General features: G+C 70.8%; 14 protein-coding genes and 1 tRNA gene. 6 read left to right on the forward strand and 9 right to left on the reverse strand.

All coding sequences use genetic code 11. The features are described 5' to 3' along the window. Positions 1-78: 78 nt before the first annotated feature. Positions 79-849, reverse strand: a complete 771-nt coding sequence (locus ACWFR3_RS22535; protein WP_453736388.1) for an ABC transporter ATP-binding protein — start codon at positions 847-849, stop codon at positions 79-81. A gap of 387 nt (positions 850-1,236) precedes the next feature. Here ACWFR3_RS22535 and ACWFR3_RS22540 point away from each other — a divergent pair. Continuing rightward, positions 1,237-1,319, forward strand: a tRNA-Leu gene (locus tag ACWFR3_RS22540). 28 nt (positions 1,320-1,347) lie between these two features. On the opposite strand, the gene ACWFR3_RS22545 is transcribed toward ACWFR3_RS22540, so the two are convergent. Beyond that, on the reverse strand, positions 1,348-2,997 hold the full coding sequence (locus ACWFR3_RS22545; protein ID WP_453736389.1) for an IclR family transcriptional regulator domain-containing protein: 1,650 nt from the start codon (positions 2,995-2,997) through the stop codon (positions 1,348-1,350). 145 nt (positions 2,998-3,142) lie between these two features. On the opposite strand from ACWFR3_RS22545, the gene ACWFR3_RS22550 reads away from it, so the two are divergent. From ACWFR3_RS22550 to ACWFR3_RS22560, 3 genes are all read left to right on the forward strand, one after another. Next, complete coding sequence (locus ACWFR3_RS22550) at positions 3,143-4,321, forward strand: 4-hydroxybenzoate 3-monooxygenase (RefSeq protein WP_453736390.1); 1,179 nt, start codon at positions 3,143-3,145, stop codon at positions 4,319-4,321. Between the two features lie 66 nt (positions 4,322-4,387). Then, positions 4,388-5,785 carry an MFS transporter gene (locus ACWFR3_RS22555; protein ID WP_453736391.1) on the forward strand — a complete coding sequence of 466 codons (1,398 nt, stop codon included), beginning with the start codon at positions 4,388-4,390 and terminating at the stop codon, positions 5,783-5,785. 66 nt (positions 5,786-5,851) lie between these two features. Beyond that, complete coding sequence (locus ACWFR3_RS22560) at positions 5,852-6,769, forward strand: Bax inhibitor-1/YccA family protein (protein ID WP_453736392.1); 918 nt, start codon at positions 5,852-5,854, stop codon at positions 6,767-6,769. A 113-nt stretch (positions 6,770-6,882) separates the two neighbouring features. Here ACWFR3_RS22560 and ACWFR3_RS22565 read toward each other — a convergent pair whose 3' ends face one another. Next, positions 6,883-7,113, reverse strand: coding sequence for a DUF4287 domain-containing protein (locus ACWFR3_RS22565; RefSeq protein ID WP_160505450.1), 231 nt, complete (start codon positions 7,111-7,113; stop codon positions 6,883-6,885). A gap of 132 nt (positions 7,114-7,245) precedes the next feature. On the opposite strand from ACWFR3_RS22565, the gene ACWFR3_RS22570 reads away from it, so the two are divergent. Further along, positions 7,246-7,527, forward strand: coding sequence for a hypothetical protein (locus tag ACWFR3_RS22570; protein WP_453736393.1), 282 nt, complete (start codon positions 7,246-7,248; stop codon positions 7,525-7,527). Between the two features lie 54 nt (positions 7,528-7,581). Here the strand turns inward: ACWFR3_RS22570 and ACWFR3_RS22575 are convergent, their stop codons facing one another. The 3 genes from ACWFR3_RS22575 to ACWFR3_RS22585 form a co-directional block, all read right to left on the reverse strand. Continuing rightward, positions 7,582-8,400, reverse strand: a complete 819-nt coding sequence (locus ACWFR3_RS22575; RefSeq protein ID WP_453736394.1) for a hypothetical protein — start codon at positions 8,398-8,400, stop codon at positions 7,582-7,584. Between the two features lie 255 nt (positions 8,401-8,655). Beyond that, on the reverse strand, positions 8,656-9,876 hold the full coding sequence (locus ACWFR3_RS22580; protein WP_453736395.1) for an acetyl-CoA C-acetyltransferase: 1,221 nt from the start codon (positions 9,874-9,876) through the stop codon (positions 8,656-8,658). A 141-nt stretch (positions 9,877-10,017) separates the two neighbouring features. Beyond that, positions 10,018-11,046, reverse strand: a complete 1,029-nt coding sequence (locus ACWFR3_RS22585; RefSeq protein WP_453736396.1) for an SGNH/GDSL hydrolase family protein — start codon at positions 11,044-11,046, stop codon at positions 10,018-10,020. A gap of 155 nt (positions 11,047-11,201) precedes the next feature. Between ACWFR3_RS22585 and ACWFR3_RS22590 the strand changes: the two genes are divergently transcribed. Next, a complete protein-coding gene (locus ACWFR3_RS22590) occupies positions 11,202-12,593 on the forward strand; it encodes a cystathionine beta-synthase (protein ID WP_453736397.1) in 1,392 nt (463 codons plus the stop codon). Positions 12,594-12,925: 332 nt separating this feature from the next. Here the strand turns inward: ACWFR3_RS22590 and ACWFR3_RS22595 are convergent, their stop codons facing one another. The 3 genes from ACWFR3_RS22595 to ACWFR3_RS22605 are packed head-to-tail and all read right to left on the reverse strand — an operon-like array spanning position 12,926 to position 15,664. Further along, entirely contained in the window at positions 12,926-13,711 is a 786-nt protein-coding gene (locus ACWFR3_RS22595; RefSeq protein ID WP_453736398.1) for a phosphodiesterase, read from the reverse strand. Positions 13,712-13,769: 58 nt separating this feature from the next. Beyond that, positions 13,770-14,192 carry a hypothetical protein gene (locus ACWFR3_RS22600; RefSeq protein ID WP_453736399.1) on the reverse strand — a complete coding sequence of 141 codons (423 nt, stop codon included), beginning with the start codon at positions 14,190-14,192 and terminating at the stop codon, positions 13,770-13,772. 56 nt (positions 14,193-14,248) lie between these two features. Further along, complete coding sequence (locus ACWFR3_RS22605) at positions 14,249-15,664, reverse strand: purine-cytosine permease family protein (protein ID WP_453736400.1); 1,416 nt, start codon at positions 15,662-15,664, stop codon at positions 14,249-14,251. Positions 15,665-15,666 lie beyond the last annotated feature (2 nt).

Genomic DNA, 15,666 nt, shown 5'->3' on the forward strand with positions numbered 1-15,666 from the left:
CGCCCCGAAGGGGCGCGGGGAACTGCGCGATCAGCCACGACGTACCCGCAGACAGTGCCTACGGACGTCGCCCGGCGCTTAGCTGGTCCGCCCCTTGGCGTCGAAGTCCTTCATCCGGTCAAGAACGCCCTCGGCGGTAGGCCCGTGCATCTCGTCGACGATCCGTCCGTCCGCCAGGAAGATCACGCGATCCGCGTACGCCGCGGCGACCGGGTCGTGGGTGACCATCACCACGGTCTGCCCCAGCTCCCGCACGGAGTTGCGAAGGAAGCCGAGGACCTCCGCGCCCGAGCGCGAGTCGAGGTTTCCGGTCGGCTCGTCGCCGAAGATGATGTCGGGCTGCGAGGCCAGCGCGCGGGCCACGGCGACGCGCTGCTGCTGGCCGCCGGAGAGCTCGGTGGGCCGGTGGGAGAGGCGCCCGGCCAGACCGACCATGGAGATGACCTGCTCCAGCCACTGCTTGTCGGGCTTGCGCCCTGCGATGTCCATCGGCAGCGTGATGTTCTCCAGGGCCGTCAGGGTCGGCAGCAGGTTGAACGCCTGGAAGATGAAGCCGATCTTGTCCCGGCGGAGCTTGGTGAGCTGCTTGTCCTTGAGGGTGGAGAGCTCGGTCTCGCCGATCCGCACGGAGCCGCCGCTGAAGCTGTCGAGCCCCGCGACGCAGTGCATCAGGGTCGACTTGCCGGAGCCCGACGGGCCCATGATCGCGGTGAACTCGCCCTGCCGGAAGTCGACGGAGACATGGTCCAGGGCGACCACCTGGGTCTCGCCCTGGCCGTACACCTTGGAGAGGTCCGTGGCGCGCGCGGCCACTGCGGTGGTGCGGGCGGCGTAGGGGGTGGTGGTCACGGGGCGGTGCTCCTGTCGGGACGACGAGTGGGGACGTATTCCATCGTCCTTGCGGATCCGCGCCGTGTAGTCAGCCGCTGTTCCGGTTCCGGGGGCCCTCTCCAGTCGGACTCGAGTCGTCTGTGTCATACCTGGGGATGACCTCGGCCCCTGACACGAGTACCACCCGCCAGTGACCCGACGGCGTTCCGGAGGCAGCTAAATTCCGTCATTCCGTACAGGAGGCCCCGCAGCGGCGGAAGGGCCTGCGGCATGTGCCGATGGGCCGGGCCGGTGGCTGATGCACCCTCAGACGTCAATAAAATAAGACAACATCGGGCTGTTGTTCCGCTGTTCGGGGGACGCCTCCCGATAGGGTCGAATCACTTGATGCGGAGCCCATGGCCTGCCCGGATGGTGGAATGCAGACACGGCGAGCTTAAACCTCGCTGCCCCTAGCGGGCGTGCCGGTTCAAGTCCGGCTCCGGGCACCTCCACAAGCCGTCGGCGGCATTTCCGCTACGGCGTCAGTACGCCGTTGAAGCGGGCCGCCGTGTGCAGGTCCGCTTCGATCGCCGCCGCCGTCGCGCGCAGTGCGGGAAGCAGCGCATCGACGGTCTCCGCCAGGGGAGCGGTGCCCGCGTGCTGCGCCACGTTCAGGGCCGCGACCACCCGCCCCCGTGCGTCCTTCAGCGGTACGGCGACCGAGCGCAGGCCCTCCTCCAGTTCCTCGTCCGCGGTTGCGTACCCGTCGGCGGCGGCCCGGTCCAGGATGCGGTGCAGGGCCGCCGGGTCGGTGACGGTGTGCCGGGTGAGAGGGCGGGGCGGGGCGGCCTCCAGGATGCGTGCGCGGTCCCCCTGCGGCAGCCCGGCGAGCAGGACCCGGCCCATGGCGGTGGGGCAGGCGGGGAAGCGGGTGCCGAGCGTGATGTAGACGCTCATGACGCGCGTCGTCGCCGCCCGTGCCACGTACAGGATGTCCGTGCCGTCGAGCACCGTCACGGAGGCCGACTGGTGGACACGGGCCGTCAGTTGGCGCAGATGCGGATCGGCGATGTCGGCGAAGCCGAGGCCGGAGAGGCGGGCGTAGCCGAGCTCCAGGATGCGGGGGAGCGGGCGGTAGAGGCGGCCGTCGTGAGCCGCGTAGCCCTCGAGCTCCAGGGTGTGCAGACAGCGGCGTGCGGTGGCCCGCGGAAGGCCGGTGGCGGCGGCGGTCGCGGTGAGCGGGAGGCCGTCGCCGCGGGCCCCGCCGAGGGCGCGCAGGACGGTGAGGCCGCGGGCGAGCGACTGGAGGTAGCCGGGGCCGAGTTCGGCCTTGGCGTCACTCGGCTGCTCGTGGGGGAGGGTTTCGCCCGCCGTATGAGGTGCCGTCACATCGGCTTGATCGCCCGGTAGTTGCGCCGCAGGCAGGGACTCCAGGTGCGCGGCCTCCGCCCGCAGCCGTGGCAGTACGAGCTCCGCGAGGCCCTGTGCCGTGTGCCTGCTGGTGTGGCTCACCGCGGACAGGGCGTACCGGGCGCGCCCCGTCGCGTCGCGCACCGGGACCGCCGTCGCGATCAGGCCCGGCTCGATCAGCTGGTCGTCCAGGGCCCAGCCCGTACCCCGCGAGTGCTCCACGCGGTCCGTGAGTTCCGGCGGCGGGGAAGCCGGCCCCGGCGGCAGCGCGGGAAAGGCCTCGCCCCCGGGGTCGGCGGCCACCCGGGCCCGCCATGCCGCCCACGCCGCCTCGTCCCACTCGGCGGCGAACAGCGCGCCTGGGGCGCACCGCTCGGCGGGCAGCAGATCGCCGATGCGGAAGGCCACCGACATCGCGCGGCGCCGCGCGGCCTGCGTGACGAAGCGGACGCCGTCGCCGTCCGGCACCGCGAGGGACACCGACTCGTCGAGCTCGTCCGCGAGCCGGGCGGTGCGCGCCGCGACCTCGCCGCTCAGTCCGCTCGCCGCGAGGTAGGCGTTGCCGAGCTCCATCAGGCGGGGCGTGAGGCGCAGTTCCTGGCCGTGCTCGCGCACGTACCCGATGCGGGCCAGGGTCGCCACGACCCGGTCCACCGTCGAGCGGGCAAGGCCGGTCGCGCGCACCAGGTCGCCCGCTCTGACCTGATCGGCGACCGCGAGGGCGCGCAGGACCGCGAGGCCGCGCTCCAGGGGGCGTACGGACTCTTCCGGCATGGCGCTGCTCCTCGTACAGGTGGAAACCGGGTGCCCCGAAAGTGGATGGCCCGCAACCGTTGACAGCCGATGGGTCCGGTCGGAGACTCCCGTCAGCACATTATGAACGAAAGTTCACCAGGCGAACAAGGGGAGAGGTCGGCCGATGCGCACCACCGTCGGAATCATCGGAGCCGGACCGGCGGGGCTGCTCCTCGCCCGCCTGCTGCACAACGCCGGCATCGATTCCGTCGTCCTGGAGACCAGGGACCGTGCCTACGTGGAGCAGCGCCAGCGCGCCGGAATCCTGGAACAGGGCACCGTCGACGTCCTGCGCGAGGCAGGCGCCGGCGCGCGCATGGACCGCATGGGCATCCCGCACGACGGCATCGAGCTGCGCTTCGACCGCCGCAGGCACCGCGTCGACTTCCCCGCCCTCACCGGCGGCCGGTCGGTGATGGTCTACGCCCAGACCGAGGTCTGCAAGGACCTCATAGCCCTCCAGCTCGCCGAAGGCGGCCCGCTGCTCTTCGGGGCCGAGGCGCTGGCCGTGGAGGGCGCCGAGACGCAGAACCCCCGCATCCGCTTCCGTCACCAGGGCCGCGACGACGTACTCGAATGCGACTACGTGGTGGGCTGCGACGGCTCCTGGGGTGTGGCCCGCAAGGTCGTGCCCGCCGATGTCTCGCGGGTCTTCGAGCGGACGTACCCCTTCGGGTGGCTCGGCATCCTCGCCGACGTACCGCCCTCGCACGACGAACTGGTCTACGCCCGCCACGACCGCGGCTTCGCGCTCCTCTCCATGCGCTCGCCCACCGTCACGCGCGCGTACCTCCAGGTCCCGGCCGGAACCGACGCCGAGGACTGGGGCGACGAGGAGATCTGGGACGAGCTCGACCGCCGCCTGGAGACGGACGACCCCGCCTGGACGCTGAAGCGCGGGCCCATCACCGCCAAGTCCGTCACGCCCATGCGCAGCCACGTCCACGAGCCCATGCGGCACGGCCGGGTCTTCCTCGCCGGGGACGCCGCCCACATCGTCCCGCCCACCGGCGCCAAGGGCCTCAACCTCGCCGTCGGGGACGTCGTCACCTTCGCCCGCGCGCTCGCCGAACTCCGCGAGACGGGCTCCGAGGCCCGCCTGGAGGCGTACTCGCAGACCTGCCTGCGCCGCGTCTGGCAGGCCGAGCGCTTCTCGTACGCGATGACCACGATGCTGCACCGCTCGCCCGAAGCCACCCCCTTCGACGACCGCATCCAGCTCGCCCGGCTGGACCGCATCACCACCGCGCGCTCGGCCGAGGCGGACCTCGCCGAGAGCTACACCGGATTCCCGCTCGACTGACGCACTCCGCTCACACCCCGCTCGCACCCCCGTCCCCACCAGGTCCCACAAAGAAGTGAGAGCCCCGTGACCGCTCCCCAAGGCGCCGCGCCCCAGCGGACCTTCAGATCAGTGGCCCCCGTCATAGCCCTGTGCTGGCTCGTCGTCTTCTTCGACGGCATGGACGTCAACATCTACGGCGCCGTGATGCCGCACCTCATCGACGACAAGGGCTTCGGCTTCACCCCGTCGACCGCAGGCACCATCGGCTCCTGGACCACCTTCGGCATGCTCGTCGGCGCCCTCGGCTGCGGCACCCTCACCGACTGGATCGGCCGCAAGCCGATGGTGACGGGGAGCGTCGCGCTGTTCTCCCTGGGCTCCGCGGTCTGCGCCCTCGCGCCCACCGCCGCCGTCTTCGGGGGCGGCCGGTTCATCGCCGGGCTCGGGCTCGGCGGTCTGATGCCGATCAGCCTCGCGATCGTCGCCGAGTTCGCGCCGCCGCGCAGGGCCGCGCTCGCCACCGGCCTGATGATGACCTCGTACCACGCGGGCGGCATGGCGGCCACGGGCCTGGGGCTCTGGCTCGGGCCCGACCACGGCTGGCGCGTCGTCTTCTGGGCGGGCGTGATCCCCGCGGCCGTCGCCATCCCCCTCGTGCTCAAGTGGCTGCCCGAATCGCCCGGCGTGCTGCTCGCCAAGGGACGCACGAGCGAGGCCGAGGCCGTCGCCGCCCGGTACCTCCTGCCGTCCCCGACGCTCGCCGAAGCCCCCGAGGCCGGTGCCAAGGGACGGTTCGCCGCCGTCGCCTCGCTCCTCACCCCCGGTCAGCGGCTCGCCACCCCGCTCCTGTGGATCGCGTCCTTCGCCGGGCTCCTCCTCGTCTACGGGGTCTCCACCTGGCTCCCCGAGCTGATGCGCGCCTCCGGCTACTCCCTCTCCTCCTCCGTGACGTTCCTCATGGTCATCAACGCGGGCGGCATCGTCGGCATGCTGGTCGCGGGCCGGGCAGCCGACAAGTTCGGCGCCGTACGGATCTCCGCGATCTGGTTCCTGCTCACGGCCTGCGGAGCCTTCCTGCTCAAGGCCGAGCTGCCGCTCGGTGTCGCGTACGTGATCGTCTTCGTCACCGGCATCTGGCTCTTCTCGGCGCAGGTGATGGTCTACGCCTCCGCCCCTTCCGTGTACACGCCCGCCCAGCGCGCCACCGGACTCGGCTGGATCACCGGCGTCGGGCGCACCGGCGCGGTCGTCGGCCCGTGGCTGGGAGGCGCCGTCGTCTCCGGCGGGAACGCGTCACTCGGATTCACCACGTTCGCCGTGGCCGCCGTGCTCGGCGCCGTCGCGATCTCGCTGGTGCCACTCGTCCGGCGCAGCCGCCGTACCCCCGCCGACGAGGGAGTATCCGCCGCCGCACCGGGAACAGAGAGCACCGGGCCGAGCGTTCTTGGTCACAAGGAGGGAAAGATCCTCCCCAAGCACTAGGGTCTTCCTTTTGCCTACGCATTACTCTTGAGCCAAAGCCACACACGGTGGCCATGGAGGAGTGAGATGAGGAGCAGTAACCCGGTCTTCTCGCGACGGGGGTTCAGCCGCGACAACGGCTACGCGGGCTTCGGCCAGCAGCAGCCGCAGGCCGGGGGACCCGCGGGCGGGACGCAGACCCAGCAGGGCAATCCGTACGCGACCGCGGGCCAGCAGGCCCCCGCCAACCCGTACGCGACGAACCCGTACGCCCAGCAGGACCTTCAGTACGGCGCGCCGCAGGCGCCCGTAACCACCACCGGCCGTATGACGATGGACGACGTCGTCATGCGTACGGCCACCACGCTCGGCACCCTCCTGGTGACGGCCGCCCTCGCCTGGGCGCTGCTGCCGGTGGACGACGCCAACATCGGCAAGTCGTACGGCATCGCGATCGGCGCGGGCCTCGTCGCGATGGTGCTCGGCCTGGTGCAGGCCTTCAAGCGCAAGGCATCGCCCGCGCTGATCCTGACGTACGCCGCCCTGGAAGGTGTCTTCCTCGGTGTCGTCTCCAGCGTCGTCGACAACCGCATCGCGGACGGCGCGGCCATGCAGGCCGTGCTCGGCACGATGGCCGTTTTCGCCGGCGTCCTGATCGCCTACAAGGCGGGCTGGATCCGCGTCAACCGTCGCTTCTACGGCTTCGTGATGGCCGCGGCGATGGGCTTCCTGCTCCTCACCGCGGTGAACCTGCTGTTCATGGTCTTCGGCGGCGGTGACGGCCTCGGCTTCCGCAGCGGCGGCCTCGGCATCGTCTTCGGCATCGTGGGCATCCTGCTCGGCGCGTGCTTCCTGGCCCTGGACTTCAAGCAGGTCGAGGACGGCATCGCGTACGGCGCCCCGAAGGAAGAGGCCTGGCTCGCGGCGTTCGGTCTGACGATGACGCTCGTCTGGATCTACCTCGAGTTCCTGCGCCTGATCGCCATCCTTCAGGGCAACGACTGACGCGGCTGATCGAGCTGATCCAAACGAAGGGCCCCGCGGAACGGATGTTCCGCGGGGCCCTTCGTGTATGAGTGATTCGCCGTGCGTGTGATGCGCGTGAGGGGACAGGGGAGTCAGAGCAGCTTGCGGGCAGCCCGCCGCAAGTCGTACTCGTGAATGATGGCCTTGGCGTGCCCGTACGCCAGATTGTGTTCCGCGCGGAGCCAGCTGACCTTCTCCTCGAAGCGGAAGAGCGAGGGGCCTTCGTCCACGGCGCGAAGCCAGTCGGAGATTTCACGACCGGTGCAGTGGGGGATGCGGGCGATCAGATTGCGGTGGGTCTCCTCGGAGAAGACTTGTGACATCGGCGCCTCCGGACGCGTCGCGATGTGTTCCGTCCTTCACGACACCGTGCCTGAGTGCCGGGACGTTGGCAACAGTCCCGTCCGGGCGCATAAGGTCGCCGGGTGCTTGATACGACGCCTTTGACGGCCGCAGTGGACCAATTCGCCGACCGCTTGCGGGCCGCCCCGCAGAGTCGCCTGCAGCGGGGGGCGGCGACCGAGGCGCTCGCTCTGGCCAGGGAACTGGCGGCGTGGGCACAGCGGATCGAGGTACCGGACGCGGAGCCGCGGGAGATGCCGGACGCCGGGATGTTCGCGGCGGCCGACCAAATCACGGTCGCGGGGCGGGATTTGGCCCTTGTGCTCGATGATTCCGGTCAGCTTGCGGAGGCACTGACGCTCGTGGAGAAGGCGCAGAAGCGCGCCGGAGTGTGACCGGGGTGGTACGGGGGTGGGGTCCGACCCCGGCGGGCGCCGGGGTCGCGCGGGTCAGACCGACGCGATGACGCGGTCGGCCAGGATGTAGACGTTCTCGGTGCCGCACTCGAAGGTGAGGGCGTAGGCGCCGGAGACTCCGGAGCCGCCGAGCAGGACCGGGGCGTGGCCGTCGCGCAGGGCGTCGGCGAGCAGCTCCGCGGTCTCGCGGTGGCCGGGCGTCATGCACAGCGTGGTGCCGTCGGTGAAGACGTAGACGTCCAGGGTGCCGAGCGGTCCGGGGCGGACGTCGGCGAGCGCGGTGCGGGCGCCGGCCAGCTCTTCCAGGCAGGCGACGGTGCGCTCGTGGTCGCCGTTGACGGGCGACTGGACCGGGACGAAGTCCGGGTGCGAGGGGTGGCGGCGGCGGGCCGCGGCCAGCTCCGGGGAGTCGGCGGCGAACTCGTCGACCTGGTCGGCGTACGGCTCGATGACCGGCTCCAGGCTGTCCGCCTCCAGGCCGGAGAAGTCCGCCTGGCGGGGCAGGAACAGCTCGTCGGCCATGTCGGAGAGGCCGGGCAGGCCGCTGAGCAGGGACGGCGCGTCCGAGGCGTCACGGGCTTCCTGGGCGGCCCAGAAGGCCCGCGCCTCGGCCAGCTCGCGCTCGCGTTCCTCGGCGAGGGCTTCGGCGACGGCCGTGCGTATCTCTTCGGTGTCCGCGGCCGTGCGGGCAGCGGGTACGGCGGCGTTCGCGTTCTCCGAGCGGCTCTGGGCCAGCTCGGCGCGCAGGGCGGTGATCTCTGCGAGCTGCTTTCGCAGGCCGTGTACGGCGTGCAGGGCGGCGGCGCCCACGGCCGTGGCAGCGGCCGTGGAGAGCAGCAAGGCAATAGGCATGGCGCTCACTGACGTACTCCCGGTTTCAAGTCGACCCCCGACTTCCTACATCAGCTTGAAGGCTGCACGATCCACCTGTCAGTGCATTACGTCACGAATTGGACAGGTCTTTCGGCCCGGAGTTTATCCACAGATGTGCTCTGACCTGGGCATATACATCTCCCCCAGGAGATAGGTCACATCCTGGGGGAGATTGAGTCACGAATCAATGGAGACGTGAGGGGTTTCCGGGCCCCGGAGGGGCTGCCGGGGCGCTCAGCTGAGGCGCTCGATGACCATGGCCATGCCCTGGCCGCCGCCGACGCACATCGTCTCCAGGCCGAACTGCTTGTCGTGGAACTGGAGGCTGTTGATGAGCGTGCCGGTGATGCGGGCGCCGGTCATGCCGAAGGGGTGGCCCACCGCGATGGCGCCGCCGTTGACGTTCAGCTTGTCGAGCGGGATGTTCAGGTCGCGGTAGGAGGGGATCACCTGGGCGGCGAAGGCCTCGTTGATCTCGAAGAGGTCGATGTCGTCGACGGTCAGACCGGCGCGGGACAGCGCCTGCTTGCTGGCCTCGACCGGGCCCAGGCCCATGATCTCGGGGGAGAGGCCGGTGACGCCGGTGGAGACGATGCGGGCGAGCGGGGTCAGGCCGAGCTCGCGGGCCTTGGTGTCGCTCATGATCACGAGGGCGGCGGCGCCGTCGTTGAGCGGGCAGCAGTTGCCCGCGGTGACCAGGCCGTCGGGGCGGAAGACGGGCTTGAGGCCCTCGACGCCTTCGAGGGTGACGCCGGCGCGGGGGCCGTCGTCCTTGCTGACGACGGTGCCGTCGGGGGTGGTGACGGGGGTGATCTCCCGCTCCCAGAAGCCGTTCTTGATGGCTTCCTCGGCGAGGTTCTGCGAGCGGACGCCGAACTCGTCCATGTCCCGGCGGGTGACGCCCTTGGCGCGGGCCAGGTTCTCGGCGGTCTGCCCCATCGAGATGTAGGCGTCCGGGATCAGGCCGTCCTCGCGGGGGTCGTGCCAGTTCGAGCCCTCGGTCTTGCTGACGGCCTCGGTGCGGGCCTCGGCGTCGGCGAAGAGGGGGTTGTGGGTGTCGGGGAGCCCGTCGCTCGACCCCTTCACGCTGCGCGAGACCATCTCCACGCCCGCCGAGATGAAGACGTCGCCCTCGCCCGCCTTGATGGCGTGCAGGGCCATGCGGGAGGTCTGCAGGGAGGAGGAGCAGTACCGGGTGATGGTGCAGCCAGGCAGGTGGTCCATGCCCATCTGTACGGCGACGATGCGGCCGAGGTTGTGCCCCTGCTCGCCACCCGGCAGACCACAGCCGAGCATCAGGTCGTCGATGAGCTTCGGGTCGAGCTCGGGGACCTTCGCGAGGGCGGCCTCGATGATCGTGGCGGTCAGGTCGTCCGGCCGCAGGTCCTTCAGGGAGCCCTTGAAGGCGCGGCCGATCGGCGTACGGGCGGCGGAAACGATCACGGCTTCGGGCATGCGGGGCTCCAGAGGTTGCTTCTCGAAAGGCGGACCGCTTCGGAAGTTACCCGGACGTACCGCGAAGGTCACCGGTGCGGGACTGTGATGCGGACCGCATTTTTCTAAGCGCTTGCTCAGGCTGGTACCGGCCTTGGACGCTCACCCCCGCAAGGGCGACGGGTCCTGGTCCGGGGCGTGGTGGATGCGTCGGCGGCGGCGGCGTTTGATGAGGGCCCAGGGGCCGCGCGGGCCCGTCGGCATCGCGGCCGCGACCTCCGTGCCGCCCTCCGAGGCGGCCTGCGCGGCCGCACGCGCCACCGGCAGGAAGCCCTCGCGCCGGGAGACGTCCGGGCGCTCCTCCTCCGGCCACAGGCCGAGCGCGGCGCACAGCGTCGGAAGCACCGCCATCGCCGCGGTCGCGTACCCCTCCGCGGAGGGGTGGTAGTTGTCGGGACCGAACAGCTCCCGCGGGTTCGCCAGGAACTCGGGCCCGAGAAGGTCCCCGAGCGACACCGTCCGCCCGCCCTGCTCGACCACGCCGATCGTCTGCGCGGCGGCCAGCTGCCGCGACACGCGCCGCGCCATCCAGCGGAGCGGCTGGTAGACGTTCTCGACCGTCCCCAGGTCGGGACAGGTGCCGACCACCACTTCCGCCCCCGCCGTACGCAGCCTGCGCACCGCCGCCGACAGATGCCGTACGGAACGCGTCGCCGGCATCCGGTGCGTCACGTCGTTCGCGCCGATCATCACGACGCAGACGTCGGGCACCCAGGACGGGGATTCGGACAGGATCAGCGTCGTCTGGCGATCGAGGTCGTCCGACTGGGCCCCCGGCAGCGCCACGTTCCGCAGCTCCACCGGCCGCTCCGCCACCGCGGCGAGCCCCGCCGCGAGCAGCGACGCCGGGGTCTGCCGGGCCCGGTAGACCCCCTGGCCCGCGGCGGTCGAATCGCCGAGCATCGCGAAGCGCAAGGGCTCCGCGCCGTCCGACCGGTCCGCGAACCCCCAGCCATAGCGTCCGTCCGCCCGCGGCGGAGCCGGATGCTCCCCGCTGTTCCCGACCGTCCGCTTCGCCAGCTGCACCTCGGCGAGGACCACTCCCACGGCCGCCGCCCCGAGCAGCCCGATGCCTCCGCCGCCGTACGCCGCGCCCGCCGCGATCCGCCTCGCCACCCTCGCCCTCGACATGCCCCGCAGCCACCTCCTCGTAGCCAATCCGCCATACATCAACTAATTGCCCCGTAAGCACGGTCGGCCAATCGCATGCGGAGGTGAACGACTGAACGGGACCCTTACGCTGACGACACCCATTCGTCGCACTACATCGCAGCCCGGAGACAACGGTGCAATTCCACGACTCGATGATCAGCCTCGTCGGCAACACCCCGCTGGTGAAGCTCAACAACGTGACCACGGGCATTCAGGCGACCGTCCTGGCCAAGGTCGAGTACTTCAACCCCGGCGGTTCCGTGAAGGACCGCATCGCGCTGCGCATGATCGAGGCGGCCGAGCAGAGCGGGGAGCTGAAGCCCGGCGGCACCATCGTCGAGCCCACCTCCGGCAACACCGGGGTCGGGCTCGCCATCGTGGCCCAGCAGAAGGGCTACAAGTGCATCTTCGTCTGCCCCGACAAGGTGTCGCTCGACAAGATCAATGTGCTGCGCGCGTACGGCGCGGACGTGGTCGTCTGCCCCACGGCCGTCGACCCCGACCACCCGGACTCGTACTACAACGTCTCCGACCGCCTCGTGCGCGAGACCCCCGGCGCCTGGAAGCCCGACCAGTACAGCAACCCGAACAACCCCCTTTCGCACTACCACTCCACCGGCCCCGAGCTGTGGGACCAGACGGAAGGGAAGATCACCCATTTCGTGGCCGGCATCGGGACCGGCGGCACGATCTCGGGTACGGGCGGATATCTGAAGGAGATCTCGAAGGGTCAGGTCACGGTCGTCGGCGCCGACCCCGAGGGCTCCGTGTACTCCGGCGGCTCCGGGCGGCCCTACCTCGTCGAGGGCGTCGGCGAGGACTTCTGGCCGACGGCGTACGACCGCAACGTCACGGACGAGATCATCGCGGTGTCCGACAAGGACTCCTTCCAGATGACGCGGCGCCTGGCCAAGGAGGAGGGGCTGCTCGTCGGCGGCTCCTGCGGCATGGCCGTCGTGGCGGCGCTGCGGGTCGCGGAGCGGCTCGGTCCGGACGACGTCGTGGTCGTACTCCTGCCCGACTCGGGCCGCGGCTACATGAGCAAGATCTTCAGCGACGAGTGGATGAACGACTACGGCTTCCTGGAGCAGGCGGGCGACGCGCCTCGCGTCGGCGACGTACTGAGCCGCAAGGCCGGCGGCCGACTGCCCTCGCTCGTCCACATGCACCCGGAGGAGACGGTCGGCGAGGCCATCGACGTACTGCGTGAGTACGGCGTCTCGCAGATGCCCATCGTGAAGCCGGGCGCGGGCCACCCGGACGTGATGGCGGCCGAGGTCATCGGCTCCGTCGTCGAACGCGAGCTCCTGGACGCCCTGTTCGCCCAGCGCGCCTCGCTCTCCGACCCGCTGGAGAAGCACATGTCGGACCCGCTGCCGCAGGTCGGCTCCGGTGAGCCCGTCGCCGACCTGATGACGGTCCTCGGCAGGGCCGACGCGGCGATCGTCCTCGTCGAGGGCAAGCCGACCGGTGTGGTGAGCCGTCAGGACCTGCTGGCCTTCCTCGCGGAGCAGCAGGGCCAGTAATCGCGGGGGTGTGCCGTGAGCCGTGGTGCGAGCCGTGGGGCGAACTTCGCGGAAGTGGTACGAGCGCGACACGTCCGCGCAGCACCCGCTTAACACGGCTCGGGCACATTGGTCGTTGTCGGCGTACAGGAACTCCGGAGCGGCTCCCGGACCTCTGAACGCCTGGACGCGGGCCCGGTCCTGACCCGGCCCGCGCCCCTCGCGGGGACCGCCGTCGTCCCGCCCCCTGGTTCACCCGGGGGTGCGGCGGTCCCCGCGCACGAACTTCGTATACGGGCCAGTACGGGCCAGGCCCCGGTAGCGGGAGCGCCCCTCAGAACCCCCGGATCAGCTCAGTACCCCTGGATCAGCCCCGCCGCATGGCTCACCGGCACCGTGTGCGTGACCCAGCCGGTGGCCGTTCGCAGGTGGAGCTGGAAGGCCGTCGGTTCGGGTACGTAGCCCATGGCGCCGTCCGGGCTCATCGTCAGGGAGCTCTGGAGGTACGTCGACGGGGCGGTCGACAGGGTCGTGCCCGCGTAGGCGCCGGTGATCGGGCGGTGGACGTGGCCCGCGAGAACTCGGGCGACCCGGGGATGGCGGGCCAGGACCTCCGCCAGGGCGTCGCCGTCCGTGAGGCGCATGCCGTCCAGGAACGGGATGCCGATGTCCGCCGGCGGGTGGTGCACGCAGACCAGGGCGGGGACGTCGGGGCGGGCCGCCAGCCGGGTGTCCAGCCAGGTGAGTTGGGCTTCGCCGAGGTGACCGTGTCCCGCGCCCGGCACGTTCGAGTCCAGGGCGAGCAGCGTCAGGTCCTCGTACTCGACGGCGTAGTGCGTGGCGTGGGTGCCGCCGAGGTGCCCGGTGCCGCCGAACGCCTCGGCCAGGGACGCCGGGTCGTCGTGGTTGCCGGTCGTCAGGTGCAGGGGCAGCGGGAAGTCCGCGATGAGTTCGCGCAGCTGCTCGTACTCCTCGGGGCGGCCGTGTTCCGTCAGGTCGCCGGTGATCACGACGCAGTCGGGCCGGGGCGCCAGGGCGAGGACGCGGGTGAGCGCGTGGCGCAGCCCGGCTGCCGGACCGGCGGCCAGGGCGCCCGTGGTGAGGTGCGGGTCACTGAGGTGCGCGACGGATGTGGTCATCAGGGCAGGATCCCCCCGGAGCCGTGGACTCAGACCTCAGTCGTCCCCCAGCCGTCCCTCAGTCGTCCCACTCCGATTTCCGGTCGCGGTCCTTGCCGCGGCCGAAGTTCATGCCGCGCAGCGAATGCACCGCGTTCACGCCGACGATGCCGCCCCAGGTGACGAAGAGGCCGGGCAGGTCCGCGTTGACCACGCCGATCGCCGAGAGCGGGACCGCGAGGATCAGCGAGATGATGCCGAAGCCGAAGCGCTCGCCCCAGGAGTCCACGGGGCTGTTGGGCGCGCGGGAGCCCCGGGCGACGACCATCTGCTGCTCGGCCATGTGCCGGCGCATGCGGCGGTCGATGGTGCCGTCCAGGCGCTGCTCCACCTTCCCGAGGAAGGAGTCGACCAGCGCGGACTCGTACTCTTCGCCCAGCTCTCTGCGCGCGTGCAGAGTGGCGTCGAGTTCCTTCTTGAGTTCGGCGTCTCGGGCTTCCATAGCTGTTTAAGGTACGCAGCCGGTGCCGTCCTGGCAGTGGGGCTATCCCCCCTTTCTCAGCGGGCCCCAGCACCCGCCTTCGGTGTCGGCTCCGCGCTCTGCCCGGGGATGTGGGACGTGTCGCGGCGGGCGAGCAGCCAGTACAGGGCCGCCGGGACGACCAGGCCCACGATCCACGAGATGTCGGCTCCGCCGAGCGGCTCCACCAGCGGGCCCGTGTAGAAGTGCGTCGCCAGGAAGGGGAGTTGGGCCAGGACACCCACTCCGTAGACCGTCAGCGCGTCCCAGCGCCAGGCTCCGTAGCGGCCGTCGGGGTCCGAGAGCGCCGGGATGTCGTAGCGCTCCTTGGAGATCAGGTAGTAGTCGACCAGGTTGATCGCCGACCACGGCGTGAAGAACGTCAGGAGGAAGAGCAGGAAGTCCTTGAACGACGTCAGGAAGCTGTCCTTGCCGAGGAGCGCCACCACCGTGCCCGCCACCATGATCAGGGCGATGTACGCCGCCCTGCCGCGCGGCGAGAGCGTCTTCTGGCCCCGGAATCCGCTGATGCTGGTCACCATCGACATGAAGCCGCCGTAGGTGTTGAGCACGTTGATCGTCAGCTTGCCCAGCGCGATGACGAAGTACAGGAACGACGCGATCAGGCCCGTACCGCCCAGGCCGACCACGTATCCGACCTGGTTGTCGAGGAACGCCCCGCCCGCGCTGGCCGCCACGAGCACGCCGAACGTCATCGACCACTGCGAGCCGAGCACCGTCCCGGACAGCGTCCACCAGAAGGTGGCCCGCCCCGACGTCGTACGCGGCAGATAGCGCGAGTAGTCCGCGACGTACGGCCCGAAGGCGAGCTGCCAGGACGCCGAGAGCGAGATCGCGAGCAGGAACATCGGCAGGTCGAAGTGCGCGTCGTTCAGGAGCGCCGAGAGGTCCACGCGGTCCAGGAGGCGGATGCCCAGGTAGATGAAGGCCAGCGCGCAGATCACGCTCGCCACCCGGCCCAGGACGTGGATCACGCGGTAGCCGACCGCCGCCACCACCGCGGTGATCACCGCGAAGACGATGATGCCGGTGGTGTCGTTCGTGTGCGTGAGCTGCGCCGTGGCCTGTCCGGCCAGGACGCTGCCGGACGCGAAGAAGCCGACGTACATGAGGATGACGAGGAGCAGCGGCACGACCGCGCCGCGCACCCCGAACTGGGCGCGGGACTGGATCATCTGCGGCAGGCCGAGCTTGGGGCCCTGCGCCGAGTGCAGGGCCATCACCGCGCCGCCGAGCAGATTGCCGAGCAGCAGGCCGATCACCGACCACACCACGTCGCCGCCGAAGACGACGGCGAGCGCGCCCGTGACGACCGCTGTGATCTGGAGGTTGGCGCCGAGCCAGAGCGTGAACTGGCTGAACGCCGTGCCGTGCCGTTCGTCGTCGGGGACGACGTCGATGGAGCGACGCTCCACCAGGTCTTCAGCTGCCATGA

The organism is Streptomyces sp. NPDC055189 (assembly GCF_053606765.1).